General features: G+C 56.3%; 18 protein-coding genes. 13 read left to right on the top strand and 5 right to left on the bottom strand.

The window, feature by feature from the left end; all coding sequences use genetic code 11:
- The first annotated feature begins 28 nt into the window (after positions 1-28).
- The 9 genes from PH7735_RS06955 (at position 29) to ribD (ending at position 8,835) form a co-directional block, all read left to right on the top strand.
- A complete protein-coding gene (locus tag PH7735_RS06955) occupies positions 29-331 on the top strand; it encodes a hypothetical protein (RefSeq protein ID WP_058310543.1) in 303 nt (100 codons plus the stop codon).
- 41 nt (positions 332-372) lie between these two features.
- The gene (gene dnaG, locus PH7735_RS06960; RefSeq protein ID WP_058310544.1) at positions 373-2,313 is read left to right on the top strand and encodes a DNA primase; all 1,941 of its coding nucleotides are present in this window, start codon (positions 373-375) and stop codon (positions 2,311-2,313) included.
- 126 nt (positions 2,314-2,439) lie between these two features.
- Positions 2,440-4,425 (top strand): RNA polymerase sigma factor RpoD, encoded by a 1,986-nt coding sequence (gene rpoD / locus PH7735_RS06965; protein WP_058310545.1) that lies wholly within the window; start codon positions 2,440-2,442, stop codon positions 4,423-4,425.
- Entirely contained in the window at positions 4,422-5,183 is a 762-nt protein-coding gene (locus tag PH7735_RS06970; RefSeq protein WP_058310546.1) for a hypothetical protein, read from the top strand. The genes rpoD and PH7735_RS06970 overlap by 4 nt, the downstream gene beginning before the upstream one ends.
- A 30-nt stretch (positions 5,184-5,213) precedes the next feature.
- Positions 5,214-5,627, top strand: a complete 414-nt coding sequence (locus PH7735_RS06975; protein ID WP_058310547.1) for a hypothetical protein — start codon at positions 5,214-5,216, stop codon at positions 5,625-5,627.
- 50 nt (positions 5,628-5,677) lie between these two features.
- Positions 5,678-6,571 carry a haloalkane dehalogenase gene (locus PH7735_RS06980; protein WP_267885805.1) on the top strand — a complete coding sequence of 298 codons (894 nt, stop codon included), beginning with the start codon at positions 5,678-5,680 and terminating at the stop codon, positions 6,569-6,571.
- Positions 6,572-6,642: 71 nt separating this feature from the next.
- Positions 6,643-7,062, top strand: a complete 420-nt coding sequence (locus PH7735_RS06985; protein ID WP_058310549.1) for a secondary thiamine-phosphate synthase enzyme YjbQ — start codon at positions 6,643-6,645, stop codon at positions 7,060-7,062.
- Between the two features lie 216 nt (positions 7,063-7,278).
- Positions 7,279-7,746, top strand: a complete 468-nt coding sequence (nrdR, locus tag PH7735_RS06990; protein WP_058310550.1) for a transcriptional regulator NrdR — start codon at positions 7,279-7,281, stop codon at positions 7,744-7,746.
- Positions 7,747-7,767: 21 nt separating this feature from the next.
- Positions 7,768-8,835 (top strand): bifunctional diaminohydroxyphosphoribosylaminopyrimidine deaminase/5-amino-6-(5-phosphoribosylamino)uracil reductase RibD, encoded by a 1,068-nt coding sequence (gene ribD / locus PH7735_RS06995; protein ID WP_058310551.1) that lies wholly within the window; start codon positions 7,768-7,770, stop codon positions 8,833-8,835.
- A 16-nt stretch (positions 8,836-8,851) separates the two neighbouring features.
- Here ribD and PH7735_RS07000 read toward each other — a convergent pair whose 3' ends face one another.
- The 3 genes from PH7735_RS07000 to PH7735_RS07010 form a co-directional block, all read right to left on the bottom strand.
- Positions 8,852-10,852 carry a capsule polysaccharide biogenesis protein gene (locus PH7735_RS07000; protein WP_058310552.1) on the bottom strand — a complete coding sequence of 667 codons (2,001 nt, stop codon included), beginning with the start codon at positions 10,850-10,852 and terminating at the stop codon, positions 8,852-8,854.
- Between the two features lies 1 nt (position 10,853).
- Positions 10,854-11,990 (bottom strand): polysaccharide biosynthesis/export family protein, encoded by a 1,137-nt coding sequence (locus PH7735_RS07005; RefSeq protein ID WP_199534976.1) that lies wholly within the window; start codon positions 11,988-11,990, stop codon positions 10,854-10,856.
- Positions 11,991-12,085: 95 nt separating this feature from the next.
- Complete coding sequence (locus tag PH7735_RS07010) at positions 12,086-13,378, bottom strand: capsule polysaccharide biogenesis protein (protein WP_058311185.1); 1,293 nt, start codon at positions 13,376-13,378, stop codon at positions 12,086-12,088.
- A 205-nt stretch (positions 13,379-13,583) separates the two neighbouring features.
- On the opposite strand from PH7735_RS07010, the gene PH7735_RS07015 reads away from it, so the two are divergent.
- Positions 13,584-14,171: a riboflavin synthase gene (locus PH7735_RS07015; protein ID WP_058310553.1), complete on the top strand. Its 588-nt coding sequence runs from the start codon at positions 13,584-13,586 to the stop codon at positions 14,169-14,171.
- Positions 14,172-14,185: 14 nt separating this feature from the next.
- On the opposite strand, the gene PH7735_RS07020 is transcribed toward PH7735_RS07015, so the two are convergent.
- A complete protein-coding gene (locus PH7735_RS07020) occupies positions 14,186-15,238 on the bottom strand; it encodes a proline racemase family protein (RefSeq protein WP_058310554.1) in 1,053 nt (350 codons plus the stop codon).
- 149 nt (positions 15,239-15,387) lie between these two features.
- Here PH7735_RS07020 and ribB point away from each other — a divergent pair, with 149 nt between their 5' ends.
- From ribB to nusB, 3 genes are read left to right on the top strand one after another with little or no spacing between them, the layout of a single operon-like run.
- Positions 15,388-16,509: a 3,4-dihydroxy-2-butanone-4-phosphate synthase gene (ribB, locus tag PH7735_RS07025; protein ID WP_058310555.1), complete on the top strand. Its 1,122-nt coding sequence runs from the start codon at positions 15,388-15,390 to the stop codon at positions 16,507-16,509.
- A 3-nt stretch (positions 16,510-16,512) separates the two neighbouring features.
- Positions 16,513-17,064, top strand: a complete 552-nt coding sequence (locus PH7735_RS07030; protein ID WP_058310556.1) for a 6,7-dimethyl-8-ribityllumazine synthase — start codon at positions 16,513-16,515, stop codon at positions 17,062-17,064.
- Entirely contained in the window at positions 17,061-17,528 is a 468-nt protein-coding gene (nusB, locus tag PH7735_RS07035; protein WP_058310557.1) for a transcription antitermination factor NusB, read from the top strand. Before PH7735_RS07030 ends, nusB begins: the two co-directional genes overlap by 4 nt.
- A 34-nt stretch (positions 17,529-17,562) precedes the next feature.
- On the opposite strand, the gene PH7735_RS07040 is transcribed toward nusB, so the two are convergent.
- The gene (locus PH7735_RS07040; RefSeq protein WP_058310558.1) at positions 17,563-19,131 is read right to left on the bottom strand and encodes a zinc-binding metallopeptidase family protein; all 1,569 of its coding nucleotides are present in this window, start codon (positions 19,129-19,131) and stop codon (positions 17,563-17,565) included.
- Positions 19,132-19,184: the final 53 nt, after the last annotated feature.

Genomic DNA, 19,184 nt, shown 5'->3' on the forward strand with positions numbered 1-19,184 from the left:
GGAAGCCGTTACCAATCCGGAGAGACCCATGACCCGATTTATTCCCTTCGTTCTGGCTGCTGCGATGCTGGCAGGCCCTGTTGCTGCTGATGCCAAGAAAGAAGAGTTCTGTCAGATCAATACGGATATCATCGAACGACTGGTCGAAATGCGTCTGGATCGCGTCAGCAAAAGCAAAGCCGTGAAAGATCTCATGGAAGGCGAAAATGCCGTTCCCGAGAATTACACCGTGGCTGTGACGCAATGGTCCGAGTGGATTTATGGTCAACCACGCAAAGACGCGAAAAACTTTGTTTCTGACGACTTCTACAAGGCCTGTCTGACACAGTAAGTCGTCTGGACAGTTGACCGGCTGCGCCCCATATTACGTGAATGAGCCTACCACCCGGATTCTTGGATGAGTTACGCACCCGCACCAGCCTGACACAGGTGGTGGGGCGCAAAGTTCTGTGGGATGAACGCAAGTCCAACCAAGGCAAAGGCGATATGTGGTCTCCTTGCCCGTTCCACCAAGAAAAAACTGCATCTTTTCATGTGGATGACAGGAAAGGGTACTACTATTGCTTTGGCTGTCATGCCAAGGGCGATGCCATAAAATTCGTGCAGGAAACCGAAAACGTCAGCTTCATGGAAGCGATCGAAATTCTTGCAGGTGAAGCGGGCATGCCGATGCCGGCACGTGATCCGCAAGCCCAGAAAAAAGCAGACAAACGCACGCAGCTTTCCGATGTGATGGAGCAGGCGGCGCAGTTCTTCCGCCTTCAACTCAAGACAGGGGCAGGGGCGGCCTCGCGAGAGTATCTTGATCGGCGCGGGCTGAACGAACAGGCACGTGACCGGTGGGAGATCGGCTTTGCTCCGGATGGCTGGCAGGGCCTTTGGGATCACCTCACAGCCAAGGGGGTGTCGCAAGACCTGATCCTCGGATGCGGTCTGGCCAAGGCCTCGAACAAAGGCAAAAAGCCTTACGATACGTTTCGCAACCGGATTATGTTTCCGATCCGTGATGCGCGAGGGCGCTGCATCGCGTTTGGCGGTCGGGCAATGGACCCCAATGACAACGCCAAATACCTGAACAGCCCCGAAACGGAATTGTTCGACAAGGGACGCAGCCTTTATAATCACGCCCCTGCACGCGAGTTCGCAGGAAAAGGCCAGCCTCTTGTCGTAGCCGAAGGCTATATGGATGTGATCGCGCTGGCCGAAGGCGGTTTCGGGGCCTGTGTTGCCCCGTTGGGAACCGCGATCACCGAAAACCAGCTTCAGCTGTTATGGCGTATATCACCCGAACCGATCATTGCCCTGGATGGTGACACTGCGGGTCTGCGCGCTGCGATGCGGTTGATTGATCTTACGTTGCCTCTTCTGGAGGCTGGCAAATCCTTGCGGTTTGCGCTGATGCCCGACGGCCAAGACCCTGATGATCTGATCCGCGCCAAAGGGGCAGGGGCCGTTCAAAAGGTTTTGGATGCTGCCATTCCGATGGTGGATCTGTTGTGGCAACGCGAGACCGAGGGCAAGGTGTTCGACAGCCCCGAACGCAGAGCCGCGCTGGACAAGGCGTTAAAGCAGAAGATCAAGTTGATCCAGGATCCGTCAATCCGCCAGCACTACGGTGAGGCGATAAAGGAACTGCGCTGGCAGCTGTTCCGCCCGCAACGTGGTGGCGACAAGCGGGGCGGTTTTAACAGCAAGTGGCAACCCAAACCTGTAGCCAACTCGCAAACCAAGGCGTCCATGTTGGCGGCGTCTGACCATGCGATTGAACATCGTCTGAGAGAAGCCGTAGTCTTGGCTGTGGTTTTGACTTCGCCAGAGTTGCTCGATGATTTTGATTACGAAATCGAAAGCATGGACTGTTTTGATGAGCGCAACGCCCGCTTGCGCGATGTTTTGTTGCGTTATGCCAACAGTCCCGATCCCCGTGCCGCCGTTGAGCACGCTTTGGGCCATGAAGCCGTTGAAAACCTTCTGCGCCATCCCCATGTGGCCATAGCACCCGCCATTCGTCATCCGGACGATAAAGAAATGGCGCGCCTGACCCTGACCGAAGAACTGGCCAAAATGAAAACCGAGCGCGGATTGAGCGCCGAAATCGCCGAGGCCGAAGAGGATCTTCTCGGGGTAGCTGATGAAGCTGTCACCTGGAGACTTGGAGAAGCCGCACAGGCCAGAAACCGAGCGCTTCAAAGCCGACAGGAAGACAGTGCCGAATATGAACTGGGCCCGAACGGGGCCTCGATCGACAAAGAAGAACGTGCCGCACTCGACGCGTTAATGAAACGAATCGGACTCACCAAACAGCCGGAATGACCACGTTTCGGCAACATGGTGATGAAGAAGTAAAGGAATCAGGGTAAACGGGTTGCGAATCAGTCGGTCTCACGATTGATTCGTCTACAAGCGAATCACCCACAGCCCTTGTTGCAGGAGCACCGCATGGCCGCCAAAGACACCGACGACCGCAAGCCCGCCGATCAGGACGCCGAAATCTCTCTCGATATGAGCCAGGCCGCCGTCAAAAAGATGATCGCTGAGGCGCGGGAGAAGGGCTATATCACCTACGATCAGCTGAACCAGGTTCTGCCCCCCGATCAGGTGAGTTCCGAACAGATTGAAGACGTTATGTCTATGCTGTCGGAAATGGGCATCAACATCATCGAAGATGAAGAAGCCGAAGAAGAAGAGCAGAAGAATACTGCTCTTGTAGATACATCGTCGAATACACGTGACGTGGCGCTCGGCTCGGGCACAGCAGAAAAGCTGGACCGTACCGATGACCCCGTTCGCATGTACCTGCGCGAGATGGGCTCTGTCGAACTTTTGAGCCGTGAAGGCGAGATCGCCATCGCCAAGCGGATCGAAGCAGGCCGCAACACAATGATTGCGGGCCTCTGCGAAAGCCCGCTGACATTCCAGGCGATCACGATCTGGCGCGACGAACTTTTGTCAGAAGACATTCTGTTGCGTGACGTGATCGATCTTGAAACGACCTTCGGCAACACGATGGGCGAGGACGAAGAGGAAGAGGCACCCGTTGTAGATACCTCCAACGTCAACGCCGCCCCGAAAAAGGAAGACACCGGACCCGAGCTGGACGCTGATGGCAACCCGATCGCCAAAGACGATGACGACGATGAAGACGAGCAGGCCAACATGTCGCTGGCCGCGATGGAAGCGGCGCTGAAGCCTCGCGTTCTGGAAACTCTCGACCTTATCGCGCGCGACTATGCCCTGTTGTCAGACATGCAGGACGTGCGGATCTCGGCCACCCTGAACGAAGACGACACGTTTTCTGACAAGGAAGAAACCAGCTATCAGAAGCTGCGTTCGGAAATCGTTGAGCTGGTGAATGAACTGCACCTGCACAACAACCGGATCGAAGCCTTGATCGACCAGCTGTACGGCATCAACCGCCGCGTCATGCAGATCGACTCGGCCATGGTGAAGCTGGCGGATCAGGCGCGGATCAACCGTCGCGAGTTTATCGAAGCCTACCGTGGTCGCGAACTTGATCCGACCTGGTTGGAAGACATGTCTCAAAAACCGGGTCGCGGCTGGCAGATGTTCATGGAACGCTCGACAGACAAGGTTGAAGAACTGCGCGCAGATATGGCGCAGGTCGGCACCTATGTTGGTCTGGATATCTCTGAATTCCGCCGCATCGTGCAACAGGTTCAAAAAGGCGAAAAAGAAGCCCGTCAGGCGAAAAAGGAAATGGTCGAGGCCAACCTGCGTCTGGTGATCTCGATCGCCAAGAAATACACCAACCGTGGCCTGCAATTCCTTGATCTTATTCAGGAAGGTAACATCGGCCTGATGAAGGCGGTGGACAAGTTCGAATACCGTCGCGGCTATAAATTCTCGACCTATGCGACATGGTGGATCCGTCAGGCGATCACCCGTTCGATTGCGGATCAGGCGCGGACAATCCGTATTCCTGTCCACATGATTGAGACCATCAACAAACTGGTCCGGACCGGACGCCAGATGCTGCACGAGATCGGTCGCGAACCAACGCCGGAAGAACTGGCCGAAAAGCTGCAAATGCCGCTCGAGAAGGTCCGCAAGGTGATGAAAATCGCCAAAGAGCCGATCTCGCTCGAGACGCCAATCGGTGACGAAGAAGACTCGCAACTGGGTGATTTCATCGAGGACAAGAATGCCGTGCTGCCACTCGACAGCGCCATTCAGGAAAACCTCAAGGAAACCACCACCCGCGTTCTGGCGTCGCTTACGCCGCGTGAAGAGCGTGTCCTGCGGATGCGTTTTGGTATCGGCATGAACACCGACCACACGCTGGAAGAAGTGGGCCAACAGTTTAGCGTGACCCGCGAGCGGATCCGCCAGATTGAAGCCAAGGCGCTGCGAAAGCTGAAACACCCCAGCCGCAGCCGCAAGTTGCGCAGTTTCCTCGATCAGTGACGGAAATAGAACGTCCACAAGATAAACTTGAGCGGCACACAAAGTCATACCTAGAGTCGCTCAAGTTAGGTGAAGTTATCGAACAGCCACAGGGGGTGGGGAAATTTCCGGACTTCTCTGTAAATGGGCGAATTGCCGTTGAAGTAACCTTGTTAGTAGCTCCTCCGAGTGACGGGGCACATAATAGCCCTGACACGGATTTGCCTTCTCTAACGCAGAGTGTGAAGAACGTCATTGAAGGCGTTAAGATGGTTCACTACGAACGTACTCGGTATGTGGATGTACACTTTTTCTCAATGCCGGACCAGAGAGGCAAAAAACCTATTCTAAACGCCCTGAAAACGTTTTTGAATAGATGTGCAGATGAGGGTATTCGGGAAGTTAGAAATCATGAATTGTGTAAGGATGTTGAAGTAGATATTTTTGTGGGTGGCAAACGTTGCCGACCCTTTTTGCAAGGTGGGGTGACGGGTGATCATATGGCTGGTTGGTTAGTCGAAGACCTGCTGAGTCAATGCCAGCATGCGGTTTTGAGAAAAGAAAAAAAGCTTGAGAAATTTGCTGGTCACTATCAAGAATATTGGCTTGCGGTTGGAAGCGCCTTCTCAGTCGGATTACCTAAAGCAGCATTTTCGCAGTTCGTAGGTTCATTTGATGTGAGGACTAACTTCTCTAAGTTAATACTTATTGATGGAAATCGACCTGAAAACGCAAAGGAAGTGGTGCTTCCATTGGACAACGGGAATACGCCCTCCTAAATAGAAACAAATGAAACTGGTGGGGTTGCGATGAGTAAGCGGTTTTTGTTGGCAACATTTTTCATTGGCAGTTTTGTCGCTGGTGCGGCAACTGCCCAGTTCGGCTATGTCCCTTGGCGCGTGAACGCCCTTCCGGGCAACGGCAATTTCGAAGTGGTCGAGGGGCCGGGGGCCGGAAACCAGCGTTACTGGTGTGAGGCGGCGAAATTTGCCCGTGACCGTCTGCGTGTCAGAGGCAACACCCGAATGTATATCATCAATCCAGAGGGGCGTTCGCAGACGCAGGCGAATTCCTATGGGGTCGGCTTTACCGTCGACCCGTCGCCCGAAGTTCTCGAAGCGGCCAATTCTGCGGGCGGGTATTCGGTGTCGATTACCAAGATCGGCTATAACCTCTCTGTCAGCCACTCGCAGAGTTTCTGCGGCGCCAACGTTCTTTTCTGATCTCTGACGCGACGTTCCCGTTAGGGCATTCGACAGACCGGCGTTAGCATCTGTGGACTGCGTTTCGGGAGGAGAGCGTTATGGAGAAGAAATACATCGAAGTGTTAGGCCGCCAAATGGCCTATGTCGAAATGGGGCAGGGACGCCCGATTGTGTTCCTGCATGGCAATCCGACGTCGTCCTATCTGTGGCGGCATGTGATGCCGGAACTTGCGGGCATGGGCCGCTGTATTGCGCCGGATTTGATCGGGATGGGCGACAGTGAGAAACTGCCTGATCCCGGCCCTGACACCTATACTTTCAAAACCCATCAATCCTTTGTCGAAGGATTTCTTGAGGCGATGGGGCTGTCCGAGGATGTTGTGCTGGTCATTCACGACTGGGGCTCTGCCTTGGGGTTTGATTGGGCCAACAGACATGGTGAGGCCATCGCGGGCATCGCCTATATGGAAGGGATTGTTCAACCGGTTCCCAGTTGGGACGATTTCAGCCCTCAAGCCACACCCGTCTTTCAAGGGTTTCGAAGCGACGCTGGCGAAGGCATGGTTCTGGACAAGAATATGTTTATCGAACGCGTGTTGCCGGGTTCAATCCTGCGCCCGCTGGAAGACGCGGAAATGGCAGAATACAGGCGGCCTTTTTTGAACCGCGAAGATCGCTGGCCGACGTTGACTTGGCCAAGACAAATCCCGATTGCGGGGACGCCTGCGGATGTTGTGGACATTGTTCAATCCTACAGTGACTGGCTTGTGACAAGCCCGGTGCCAAAGCTGTTTGTTAACGCAGAACCTGGTGCTATTTTGGTCGGCAAGGTGCGGGCGTTCTGCCGGACATGGCCCAACCAGAGCGAAGTCACGGTCAAGGGCAGCCATTTCATTCAAGAAGACTCTGGTCAGGACATCGGACAAGCCATTGCCAACTGGATTGAAACGGAAGGTATCTGACATCTTCCCCAACGGTTAAACCATCGGGTTTGCGCTTTGACCGGGCGCACGGGATCGTTTAGGTCGGGCATATGCAAACAGAGTTTTCGATCCCGACCCGTGGCCAAGGCCTTTATGAATTCACATCCGATGTAACCCGTTGGGTTCTGGGCGCCGGAGTGGATCAGGCGTTGTTAACGCTTTTTGTGCGTCACACGTCGTGCAGTCTTCTTATTCAGGAAAATGCCGACCCGGAGGTTCAAACGGACCTGCGCAATTTCTTTCACCGGCTGGTGCCACCTACTACTGATCCGCAGATGCGGTATTTGACCCACACCTATGAGGGGCCGGATGACATGCCTGCCCATATCAAGGCGGCCATGATGCCGGTGTCACTGTCTATTCCGGTGTCCGGCGGGCGGCCTGTTCTGGGGACGTGGCAGGGCATTTACCTGTTTGAACACAGAAATGCGCCGCACACGAGAGGTGTGACGGCGCATCTGGGTGCATGAATAGAAAGGTTTGGAGGGTCTTTCTTGACTCCTAGATGGGCTTTAATGTTGTCCTGCAACAGGGGGAATGCAGGATTTCTTTCCCCTTTACGGGAGAAAGTCATCATGTAGGGGGCGCATTTCTACTCTACCCAAATGATAGTAGGTTCCCTATAGTGCCTGTGGATAAGTCTCGCGCTCCCCCAAGGGGCGCACAATACACACGAGGGAGAGACCATGCGCTGCCCGTTTTGCGGAAACATCGATACACAGGTAAAGGATTCTCGGCCAGCTGAGGATCATGTTTCGATCCGCCGTCGCCGGTTTTGTCCGGCTTGCGGTGGGCGGTTCACAACATACGAACGCGTACAGTTGCGTGATCTGGTTGTTGTAAAGACCAACGGACGCCGCGAGGATTTCGACCGAGACAAGCTGGAACGTTCCATCCGGATTTCGATGCAGAAACGTCCGGTCGAGCCGGAACGCATTGACCAGATGATCTCTGGTATCGTGCGACGGCTGGAAAGCATGGGCGAAACCGATATCCCGTCCAAGACGATCGGCGAGATCGTCATGGAAGCCTTGGCCCGCATCGATACCGTGGCCTATGTGCGCTTTGCCAGTGTGTATAAAAACTTTCAGGCGGCGGATGATTTCGACAAATTTGTTTCGGAATTGCGCCCGGACTCTGCAACGGAAGAATAAGCCCTGTCGGATCAACGGTATATGGCGCTGGCCCTGCAATTGGGGCGGCGCGGTCAGGGACGGACCTGGCCCAATCCATCTGTGGGATGTGTTCTTGTAAACGAAGGCCGGATTGTCGGGCGTGGCTGGACCAAACCCGGTGGGCGACCGCACGCCGAAACCGAGGCCCTCGCGCAAGCAGGGCGCGCGGCGCGCGGTGCGACGGCCTATGTCACGTTAGAGCCTTGCGCCCATCACGGCAAAACGCCACCCTGTTCCCAAGCTTTGATTAATGCCGGAGTGGCCAAGGTGGTCGCCGCGATTGAAGACAGCGACGCACGTGTGTCTGGACAGGGATTTGCGATGCTGCGCGAGGCAGGTATCGAGGTTGAAACTGGGCTGCTTGCGGATCAGGCGGCTTATGATCTCCAAGGGTTCTTTCTCAAAACGGAACAGGGTCGCCCGTTTCTGACACTGAAGCTGGCCAATTCTCTGGATGGGCGCATTGCGACATCGACCGGTGAAAGCCAATGGATCACCGGCCCTGACGCCCGACGGATGGTGCACGCCATGCGGGCGCGCCACGATGCCGTTATGGTCGGCGGAGGCACCGCCCGGGCAGATGATCCCTCTTTGACCGTGCGCGGGATCGGCACATCGCATCAGCCCATTCGCGTTGTTGTCTCGCGTCGTCTTGATTTGCCGTTGATGAGCACGCTGGCCCGTACCGCAAACGAGGTGCCGGTCTGGATTGCCCACGGCCATGATGCCGATCCGATGCTTGTCGAAAGCTGGAAAGGTATCGGTGCAACGCTTTTGCCCTGTGACTCTGATGGTGGACATCTGTCGGTGGTGTCGGTGCTAAAAGCACTTGGCGCCCAAGGGCTGACGCGCGTGTTCTGCGAAGGGGGCGGTGCTTTGGCAGCTTCTTTGCTGGCGGCGGATATGGTCGACGAATTGATCACCTTCGAGGCTGGTCTCGCGATTGGTGCAGAAGGGTATCCGGCAATCGGCGCAATGGGCCTTAATCATCTCGCACAAGCCCCGCGCCTCAAGCTGATGTCCCACCAACGTGTTGGTGCAGACCTCATGGCTGTTTGGCGGCGTTAAATTCGTAGTGGGCCGATTATCGCCACAGGTGACTGTAGGATGACAACAGGCCCTGAAGTTTTGAGACCATCCGGTTGATGTACCCCGGATGCGGGATTTCTCCGCTGGACAAGCGTTTGACGGCAATCTCGACCGAACACGGGGTGTCCGTTACGGGGTCGTGGTATCGCGGATAATCAATCAACGTGGCATGGACCAACCCCGCCAAGGAAGGCTCTGCCTGACGGCGCGCGGGGACACGCCCCAGATCAACCGTCAAACCCCAGCCCGCATAGAAGGGGGTTCCATAGGTGACGACCTTGCAGTCGCGCATCAGCGCCTCAAAGCCGGTGCCGGATGTGATTGTCCAAACCTCGTTCACCTGCTCGAGAAGAGCAGCCATATCGGCCTGTTTCAGAATGATGTCTGCATGGTCTTCGGGGCTTTCAACATGACCTTTGCGCAAACCGGCGAGGACATCAGGGTGGGGTTTGTAGATGAGTATCGCATCAGGGTTTGCCTGTCGTACAGCACGCAGCAGGTCTTGGTTGGTGCGGATGTCCCCTGCGCCTTTCTGGATCGATGCATCGTCCTCGACCTGTCCGGGAACAAGAATGCGCCGGCCTTCGGGCAGGGGTGGGATATCACCTAACAGATTGTATTTGCTGATACCCTTGCCGCGCAGTGACGCGATCAGCCGTTCTGCACGGTGCTGCTGATCCGGGCGCAGAGTGCTGCGTTTGGTAACCAGGTGTTCCAGACGGCTTTCTTTGGTGGGATCATAGTAAATGCCCAAATCATCGCAAACCAGAGAGAGCGGCGGGACAAGTTCCGCGCCCAAACCGCGTGACCGCAGGAACCCGTCTTCGACGTGTATCGATCCGGTGGGCGCGTCGTTCAAACCCCAGACCATCTGACGGCGCTCGTCATCCGGTTTGTCAAAGCTCATCGGTTGGACGCGGCCAAATATTTTTTGCAGCGGCTTGCGTTTCCAAAGACGCATGTGATGGGCGTTCCAGCCGTGGCGGTCTTCGCGCCAAGCCCGCGTTTCCGCTTCAAGCGCGCTGATGGCATCTTCAAGATCACACAACCGGTCGCGGTGGGGGTCATACCACACCGGATAGAGGATCATGGACGCCGCAAACAGCTGGGCGCGTGTCAGGATGCGTTGTCGGCGCGGAACAGGGCGTTCATCCTGGGTCAATCCCCAGCCCGAATAGAAGGGCTGTCCAAATGTGCGCGGCTTGTGACCGGCAAAGATCGCTTCGAACCCCATCTGGGATGATACGGTGTAGACACCAACAGCCCCTTCAAACAGCGCCCATGGACTGTAGTTATCCGTCACTAAGGACACGCGCGCGGTTTCATCGTCGGGCCCGAAATAGCCCTCGCGTGCACCACCGTTGGTTTCGGGGTGGGTCTTGATCAAAACCCGGCACCCCGGATGCTCTTCCTGAGCGAAAACCAGCATCTCACGAAAGGTGGCGTCGTTGGCCTGACTGGCCGTTACAGAGGCATCGCCGCGTGTTTGGTCGATGACCAGAACGTAACCGGGTTCTGGCGGCGTCAGGGTTGGATCGTTGCCTGAATACTTGCTGAGATGCGCTTCTTTCAGCCGTTCAATACAGCCCCGCGCGCGGTTCAACAGGGCGCTGTCGTCCAGCGGCTCGGTCGCCAGCAGGGTTTCAAGGTCAGACGGGCAGGTGGGGTCGAAATGCGGGGCCTTGGTGTCGACGAACAAACCGATGGGCGGCTGGTTTGCGATGCGACCCGGCTGCACCGACCGCAAAAAAGCATCCTCGAAATAGGTGATATCGGCACCGGTCCAGTCAGACACGGCCTCGCCACGGCCTGACGTCGGGCTTTGGCCCCAAACAGCAATGGCATCGTCTGGCGAGGGCTTGCCGAACTTCAACTCGTATCCGGCCAGTTCGATGATACGGCGCAGGCGGCCTTGCGTGAAAAAACCACCGTTGAATGCAAAAAGCCGCCGGGACGTGTCCCCGGCGGCATTTGTTTCATATGTGTTTGGCACCATATTAGAAGCCGCCAAGCGAGCCAATCGTATCAGCAGAGGTAAGTGTGCCGGTGATGGCCGAAATTGTCTTGTCCCACTGGGTGATCGGCGCTTCGGTGACATACAGCGTATCGCCGTCACGGATCACAAAGTCCCGCGCCACAAACAATCCGTTGGGTTGGGTCAGATCCAGCACATAAACCATACGCTGGGCCCCTTGCAGATCGCTGCGTCCCAATACCTGATTGGACACCTCTTGGGCTTCGTTGCGGAAAACAAACACGCCTGTCGGATCACCCTGCATCGCGTTGATGCCACCGACGGTGGCGATCGCCTCGATTGCGGACATATCTTTGGTTTCAAAGTTTACACGGCTCTGGGTGCCGGTTGCGCCAAGGGCTGTAAAGGCGCGGGTGTCTTCTTCGACCAGAATGCGATCGCCACCACGCAAGGCGATATCAAGGCGCGGATCATCATAAAGATCCTGAAGCCAGATCTGACCTTTTGTGTTGCCGCGCAAAACGGTGACTTGTGCAATTTCGGGTTCAATGGTCACGCCGCCCGCGTTCGCCATCATGGCCGAGAGGGTCCGTGTCGGACGCTCAATCGGATAGACGCCCTGAGCCCCGATGGAACCAACCAGCGACACCGTGGCGCCGTCACCGGCAACGCGTCGCACTTCGACCTGCGGGTCGGGCGTTTGTTCTTCGAGCTTGTTGCTAATCACACGGCGAATGGATTCCGGTGTGTTGCCGGCTGCGCGAATACGTCCGGCATAAGGTACAAAGATGAACCCTGCGCCATCGACCTGAACCTCTTCCAGAACCGCAGCAACCTGACCTTCAGGGCCAAGCAACGGTTTGTCGACGTTTTCCCAAATGGTCAGGGACAAAACATCACCGGGGCGGATGGTGTCCGAGCCAAGCTGCCCTGCATTTTTAAAGTTCTCGGTAAAGCCCAGTGCCGGTACAATTGCGGTTGCGCGTGTGACGCGGTCATTGACGGCGACGACAAAAGCATCCCCTTCCCGTTGGACCGATCCCGCGAAAATTTCGCGTTTGTTCGGGCCCGCACGCGGTACAAGGCTGCACGAGGAAACAACACTCAACGCGGCCAAAAGGGCGACGGAATACGCCCACCGTTTTTCCTTGAATTTCACTGCTCGGTCTCCTCGACCTATTATTCTGCCTCAGGTCTTTTTTTTACAACCTACCGGAATCCATTTTAAAAATCCAGCGTTAGACCTTGTTTGGATCAATTCACAATACGCAAGTGTTGCCTTGGCGCCGCTGTTCCAGACTTTAGAGCCTGATAGGGATCTTCGGTTGACAGCATCATATCGACCACGTGGCGCATCAACTGGCGTCGGCCACGTGCGGAATAAAACCCGCCAGACACCTGACTGGTTTCCAGAAGAAAACGGCGAAAAATCTTGTAGGCCCGATTGTCGGGCCGGCTTGCGCCCCCGAAAAAGGTGCCAATCGGCTGATCGCTGACGAATTCGGGCTGGTTATAAACGGCTTTGCCAAACACCTTGAGAGGGATGCCACGCCACAACACCTGTTGGCCTGCGGTGGAATTGACCGTCACGGCGGTGCGGGCTTCGTTCAACAATTGGGCCAGCTTTCCGCCGCGCACATAATGAACGCGGTTTTCAATGCCGTGAACCTTGCCAAGGCGCGCAATCTCACGGCGCAGGGGCACACGACCATCTTCCAGAGGGTGCGCTTTGAATACGAGGTGATGATGTTGCGGCGCGTCATTGGCAAAGTTGGAAATAACCAGATCCAGAAACTCTGTCATCGAGCCAAAGGGCGAGTGTTCCTGAAAGCTGCTGTCATGTTCGAGTTGCAGCAGAGCCAAATGATACGGGAACCCGCCATGGCGGATACGCAATGTGGCGATCCGGCGTTCAATGGCCTGCGCGGGCATCAACAGCAAACGGCGCAGGTAAAGCTGGAATTCACGGGTAACGGAGAGGTCGCGGTGGGGGCGGAAATTCTTGAACGTGCCGTTCCGGAACATTACGAACCAATGATACAAGGCGCCATAAAAAACGTGCTGGCGCATATCGCCCCAATGCCCCGGAGGCATGGGCGCATCAAGGTCAGCCCCTTCCAGCGCCTTTTCCATCTCGGGGATGGTCATGTTCATAAGGCGCGAGTTTCCGTTTGATCCGCCTCGTTCGTAAGTGACCCAATATGGGCGAAGATAGCCCTCTTCAAAAACGTGCACACGCAGACCTGCTGCTTTGGCGCGCTCTACCGCATGTGCATGGATGGGGCGCACGTCGCCATAAAGGACGATGTCGGTGACACCCTTTTCCTCACAGATGTCCGAAAAAGTATCGGGCCATTCATCCTGTGACTTGATGAAGGGGATAAAGCTGGATTTCTCATTCCAGAAGGCGCGGTCACCCGCGTTGAATCCAACCCTCCAGACAGTTGCACCCGAACGGCGCAACATCTTGCCCAAAGACTTGAAGAAAGGCCCGTGAGGACCCTGTAGGAACAGGAAAACCCGTTTATGTCCGCTCGTAACTGCCATCATGACCTGCTTTTTATACACAAGTTCTTTGAGAGACATTATAAACTCTGTTGGGCAAAAGTAAGGCATATTACGCGCATTGCCGTGTCGCCAATGGCCAAATCAATTTGCAGCACTGAAGGTTGCGAAGACAGAAGTTTGACTTCACCTTGTTCGCGAAAGGCATTAGGTCTTTGGACAACAGACCATTCAGCAGGGAACCCCCATGTTTACAGGCATCATCACCGACATTGGCAAAGTGCGCGAACTTGAAAAACGCGGTGATCTGCGGGCGCGGATCGAGACATCATATGACACTGCGGGCATTGATCTCGGGGCGTCTATTGCCAGTGATGGCGTCTGTTTGACGGTTATCGAGCTGGGCGACGATTGGTATGACGTGGAAATCAGCGCCGAAACAGTTTCGAAAACGAACCTTGGGGACTGGGTTGTCGGACGTCGCGTGAATCTTGAGCGCGCCTTGAAGGTCGGGGATGAGCTGGGCGGTCACATCGTGTCCGGCCATGTGGATGGCGTCGCCGAAGTTGTCGCGATGCAGGATGACGGCGATTCAACCCGCGTGACACTGCGCGCACCAAAAGAACTGGCGCGTTTTATCGCGCCCAAAGGGTCTGTGGCCCTGAACGGGACGTCTCTGACTGTGAATGAAGTCGCGGATTGCGAATTCGGGATCAACTTCATTCCCCACACCAAAGACGCAACCACTTGGGGTGATGTCACTGTTGGGCAGCGCATCAACCTCGAAATTGATACGCTGGCACGCTATGTCGCGCGGCTTGCGGAAATGAGCTAGGATCGCGCGCGGGGCTACCACATATCCCCGATTGTGAAGCCCGTTTGGAACGGATCCGACGGGTCCAGCGTGTAGTTCGAGGTGCCATAGATCCACCCCTGACCGGCAAGTGTCGGTACAATTGCGGGGTAAGGCCCCACTTGCGTGGTCTCGACGATACGGCCGGTGAATGTCGTGCCCATCGGCCCCGCATTCACATAATCCTGCCCAGTTTGCAAAAGCCCCTTGGCGTGGAGAACGGCCATTTTTGCGCAGGTGCCGGTTCCGCAAGGGGACCGGTCAAGAATGCCGCTGGCCTCATGCGGGCGAGCCGGATCATAGGGGCCGGTTGATATCGTTATGGCCCCCCGTCCGTCCGTGCCCGCAGCAACAGGCGCGCCCCAAAGGTTCGTTATGGTCGGGCCGGTGATCTCTGGATTGTCGGGATGCACCACGCCCAGCTGTTCAACGGCCGCGTGGCGAATGGCTTCGCTGCGCAAAACAATCTCGCGCCCGTTTTCGGGCGCAAGCGAGATGCCAAGATCATCCGCATTGGCGAGCACAAAGAACATGCCACCCCACGCTATGTCGACGCGCACATCACCAAGGTCGGGTACTTGGATAACGGCGTCCAGATGCATCGCAAAGGCGGGCACATTCTTAAACGTCACGCGGGTGACTTTTCCGTCCTGACAATCCGCGCGCACTTTGATCAACCCGGCCGGAGCCTCGAGAATCAATTCCGTCACAGGCTCGTACATAGGCACAATGCCTGTTTCCAGAAGCACAGTGGTCACGCAAATCGCGTTCGAGCCGCTCATCGGCGGGTATTCCATCTGCTCCATGATGATAAACCCCGCATCCGCAGAAGGATCACAAGGGGGAACAATGACATTACAGCACAAAGCCGGATTGCCACGGGGCTCCTGAAGCATCAATCTGCGCACATCATCCGCATGCTGTTGCATCCATTGCATTTTTTCAAAAACGCTGTTGCCTGGCATATGCGGCATGCCGCCTGTGATGACGCGACCAGGCTCGCCTTCGGCATGGGCTTCGACGGCAGAAATCATTCTGGAAAGACGCATAAGACCGGGCCCCTTTGCGGTTCGATATGCCTGCACACTATGGGGCAAAGTCCCGTCGCGTCCAGACCGAAGAACGACGGGTCTGGCACTGGCAATCAGGCGCTGGCTGGGGTATGCGATGCCAAGACTATTGGCAAAGGACGCGCTGCATGACTTTTGAAACTCCCGGCCCTGTCGAAGCAGGCCTGCGCGACGCAATCAGCCCGATCGAAGAGATCATCGAAGAGGCGCGTCAGGGACGCATGTATATCCTCGTTGATCACGAGGATCGTGAAAACGAAGGTGATCTGGTCATTCCGGCAGAATTTGCCGATGCAGCCGCCGTCAATTTCATGGCAACCCACGGACGTGGATTGATCTGTTTGCCAATGACCGCCGAGCGTATCGACAATCTGGGCCTGCCGATGATGGCGGTGCACAATTCCTCGCGTCACGAAACCGCCTTTACGGTGTCGATTGAAGCCCGCGAAGGGGTCTCGACAGGGATTTCTGCAGGTGACCGTGCGCTGACCATTGCGACGGCGATCAACGAACAGAACACAATGGCCGCAATTGCAACGCCGGGCCATGTGTTCCCGCTGCGTGCGCGCTGGGGTGGTGTTCTGGTGCGTGCCGGACATACCGAGGCCGCAGTTGATATCTCGCGCCTTGCCGGGCTGCATCCCTCGGGTGTGATCTGCGAGATCATGAAAGACGACGGAGATATGGCCCGTTTGCCAGATCTCGTAGAATTCGCCAAAAAGCACGATCTTAAAATCGGTACGATTTCCGATTTGATCGCCTATCGCACAAAGCACGACAACCTGATCCGCGAGACACGCCGCGATACCATCACTGCCGAAGTGGGCGGTGACTGGGAAATGCGCATCTTTACGGATGAAATTCACGGTGTCGAGCATATGGCCCTGATCAAAGGGGATATCGCGTCGCCCGAACCCGTTTTGGTTCGGACACATGCGCTGAACGAACTGACGGATGTTTTGGGTCTTGGACCTAAACCTCGGGACGAATTCAGCGATGCGATGCGCATTATTGCCGAAGAGGGCCGTGGTGCCGTGTTGCTGTTCCGCGAACCGCATCCGAAATTCGACTTTGGCGACGATGAAGAGCGCCCCCGCATTATCAAGGACACCGGTTTGGGCTCTCAAATCCTGTCGTCCATGGGCCTGTCGGAATTGATCCTGCTGACAGATTCCCCCCAGACCCAGTATCTCGGCATCGACGCTTACGGCTTGTCGATTGTCGGCACCCGTCCGATCACAAAGGAATAAGTCATGGCTGGCGCAGAACAACACTATATCATGCCACGTGCGGAATTTGACGCTCCGGTAAAGATCTGCATCGTGATTTCGCCTTACTACAAGGACATCGCGGACAATATGCTGGCTGGTGCCAAGGCAGAAATCGAGGCGGTAGGCGGTTCTTTCGAAGTTGTGGAAGTGCCCGGTGCCCTCGAAATTCCAACGGCTATCGGCATCGCAGAGCGGATGAGCAACTTTGACGGCTATGTGGCTCTTGGCTGTGTTATTCGCGGGGAAACCACGCATTACGATACGGTCTGCAATGACTCGAGCCGCGCAATTCAGTTGTTGGGGTTGCAGGGGCTATGCATTGGAAACGGCATTCTGACCGTGGAAAACCGCAAACAGGCCGAAGTGCGTGCCGATCCGGCGGATCAAAACAAAGGGGGCGGGGCGGCTGCCGCGGCCTTGCATCTCGTCGCTCTCACGCGTAAGTGGAGCGCCCAGCGCAAAGGTGTCGGATTCGTTCCGGATGCCGAAGAATACAAGCTCGCTGGCGAACTCAAGGACAATCCGACCGCATGACACTTTCGGGCAACCAGAAACGCAAGATGAAATCCGCCGCTCGGCTTTATGCCGTGCAAGCGCTCTATCAAATGGAGCAAACCGGTCAGACGGTTGACCAGGTACGGGTCGAGTTTCTGGATTTCCGGTTTGGCGAACAGTTTGACGACTATGAGATGATCGAAGGGGACACGGCCGTGTTCACCAAGCTCATCAGCGATGCCGTCAACAATCAGGCTTTGATCGACCAGATGACAGATCGTGGTCTTGTGGCAGAATGGCCCATCGGACGTATCGATTCCACGTTGCGGGCCCTGTTCCGTGCCGCTGGTGCCGAGCTGGTCCAGTCTGACACCCCTCCAAAGGTGGTGATTACGGAATTCGTGGATGTGGCCCATGCGTTTTTCCCGCAGGGCAAGGAAGGGCGTTTTGTGAACGCCGTTCTCGATCACATGGCCCGCGAGGCGCGCCCCGAGGGATTCTAAACCCCTCGAAGGCTGTAACACTCTGAAAATTCAGTCAGTTGCGCGGGATGACCCAGTCTTCGCCGCGCGCTGTTGTGACGTATTCCGGCCAGCGAAACTGGAGCGGAGGCTCATAGTCACACAAAGGCGCGATCCAGCTTTCGCCACCGATGCCGCCGCCGGTACGGTCCTTGAACTCGGCTTGTGCCGCTTCCAGAACACCGGTGTCTCCCAACAGGTCCAATGCTGTCATGGCGATGACTTTGGCTGCGGTTTCTACCATCGGATCAATGCATGCTGAATGGCCGCCAAGGGCGTTCATGGCCCATGCGGGATTGGAGAACCCCTGTGGCGCGGCAAGGGCAGGGCGTCCGATATAGAGACGCACAGTCGGCGCATGCCAGCAGAATTCCGTATAGTCGTCAGATGTGAAATGCCTTTGGGTTGGCGGCAACATCTGTCGCAGGGCGGTCTCGGCCTGTTCGGGTGGTGTGAGTTCGGAAATCATCGGCAGGAAAGGATCGTACATTGGCGTGAGGCCCAATTCGGCCTGAATGGCCCGCCCAAAGGCCTTGGCCTCATCCCCCCACGTCGGGGCGCCAACCGCTTCGAGGTTGGCATAGGTCGCAGCCGACAGGGCGTGGTTGGCCAATCCCGGCCGTGACTTTGCCACCCAATGCCGTTTCCACGCGCAATGGTTCATGCGGGCGGCGTTTTCCGCGAAATGATCCAGACCACGTATGACATGTTCCGCTTCTTCGATTTCGGAAATGCGGATAAAGTACTGGATCTGGGCGATCTGGGCGGGAATGTTGTCTGCCGTAGCCTGTCCGTGGCTGATGATGGTTTCATTCATGGACCAGCTTTGGCCGGGGGCCATGACGTGTTCACGCAGCGCCTTGGCAGATTGATACATCATCACCATCGCATCTGTCGCACCCGGTGCGCGCGCGGCGGCATGACTTGCCGGGATCGGTGAGTCCGTGCCGCCCGCCATCCATGTTTCCGGGCTGTCGCAGGTGAATTCATAGATAACGCCATACCCGACGCCGCAATGGGTGTCCCAACGCACGGTATTGCAGAGGGGCGCCATGTAGAATGGATGGAAAGACAGCGCGGCATCAAGATCGTCATAATACCCTGCTGCGGCGTGAATGGGCTTTGAGCCGCGCACCTTTTCGGCAGGCTCACCGAAGAACTTCAGCCGACCGGGAATGTTAAAGCGTTCCATCGCGGCTTTGGTCGCCAGAAACCCTGCCAGTGACCCCATCCCAAGGGCCGAATGGGGATCGGTGTGCCCTCCCGCATGTGGCCCCAATCCATCCCGTGGTTTTTTGACCGGCTCTGCGGCCTGACAGTTGCCCGGAATGCCGTCATATTCGGCATACCCGCCGATTGTCGGTCCGTCTCCGTTGTCCCACGTGGCGCAGAACGCAGTGGGCATCCCGCCGGACCCTTCTTCAACGGTAAAGCCCTCGCTGCGCAGCAGATCGACATAAAACGCACAGCTTTTGTATTCGCGCCATGCCGTTTCACCAAAGTCCCAGATGGTACGGGTCCATTTTGAAACCTCGGGCATGCGCGCATCCACCAATTCACATGCGATTGTTTTGGCCTGCTCCATGTCGTCAATCCTTTGTCAGCACGGTATTTTTTGCAGCCTATGAGCGCGAGATC

Origin of the sequence: Shimia thalassica, assembly GCF_001458215.1 — a bacterium.
GTDB classification, from domain to species: Bacteria; Pseudomonadota; Alphaproteobacteria; order Rhodobacterales; family Rhodobacteraceae; genus Shimia; species Shimia thalassica.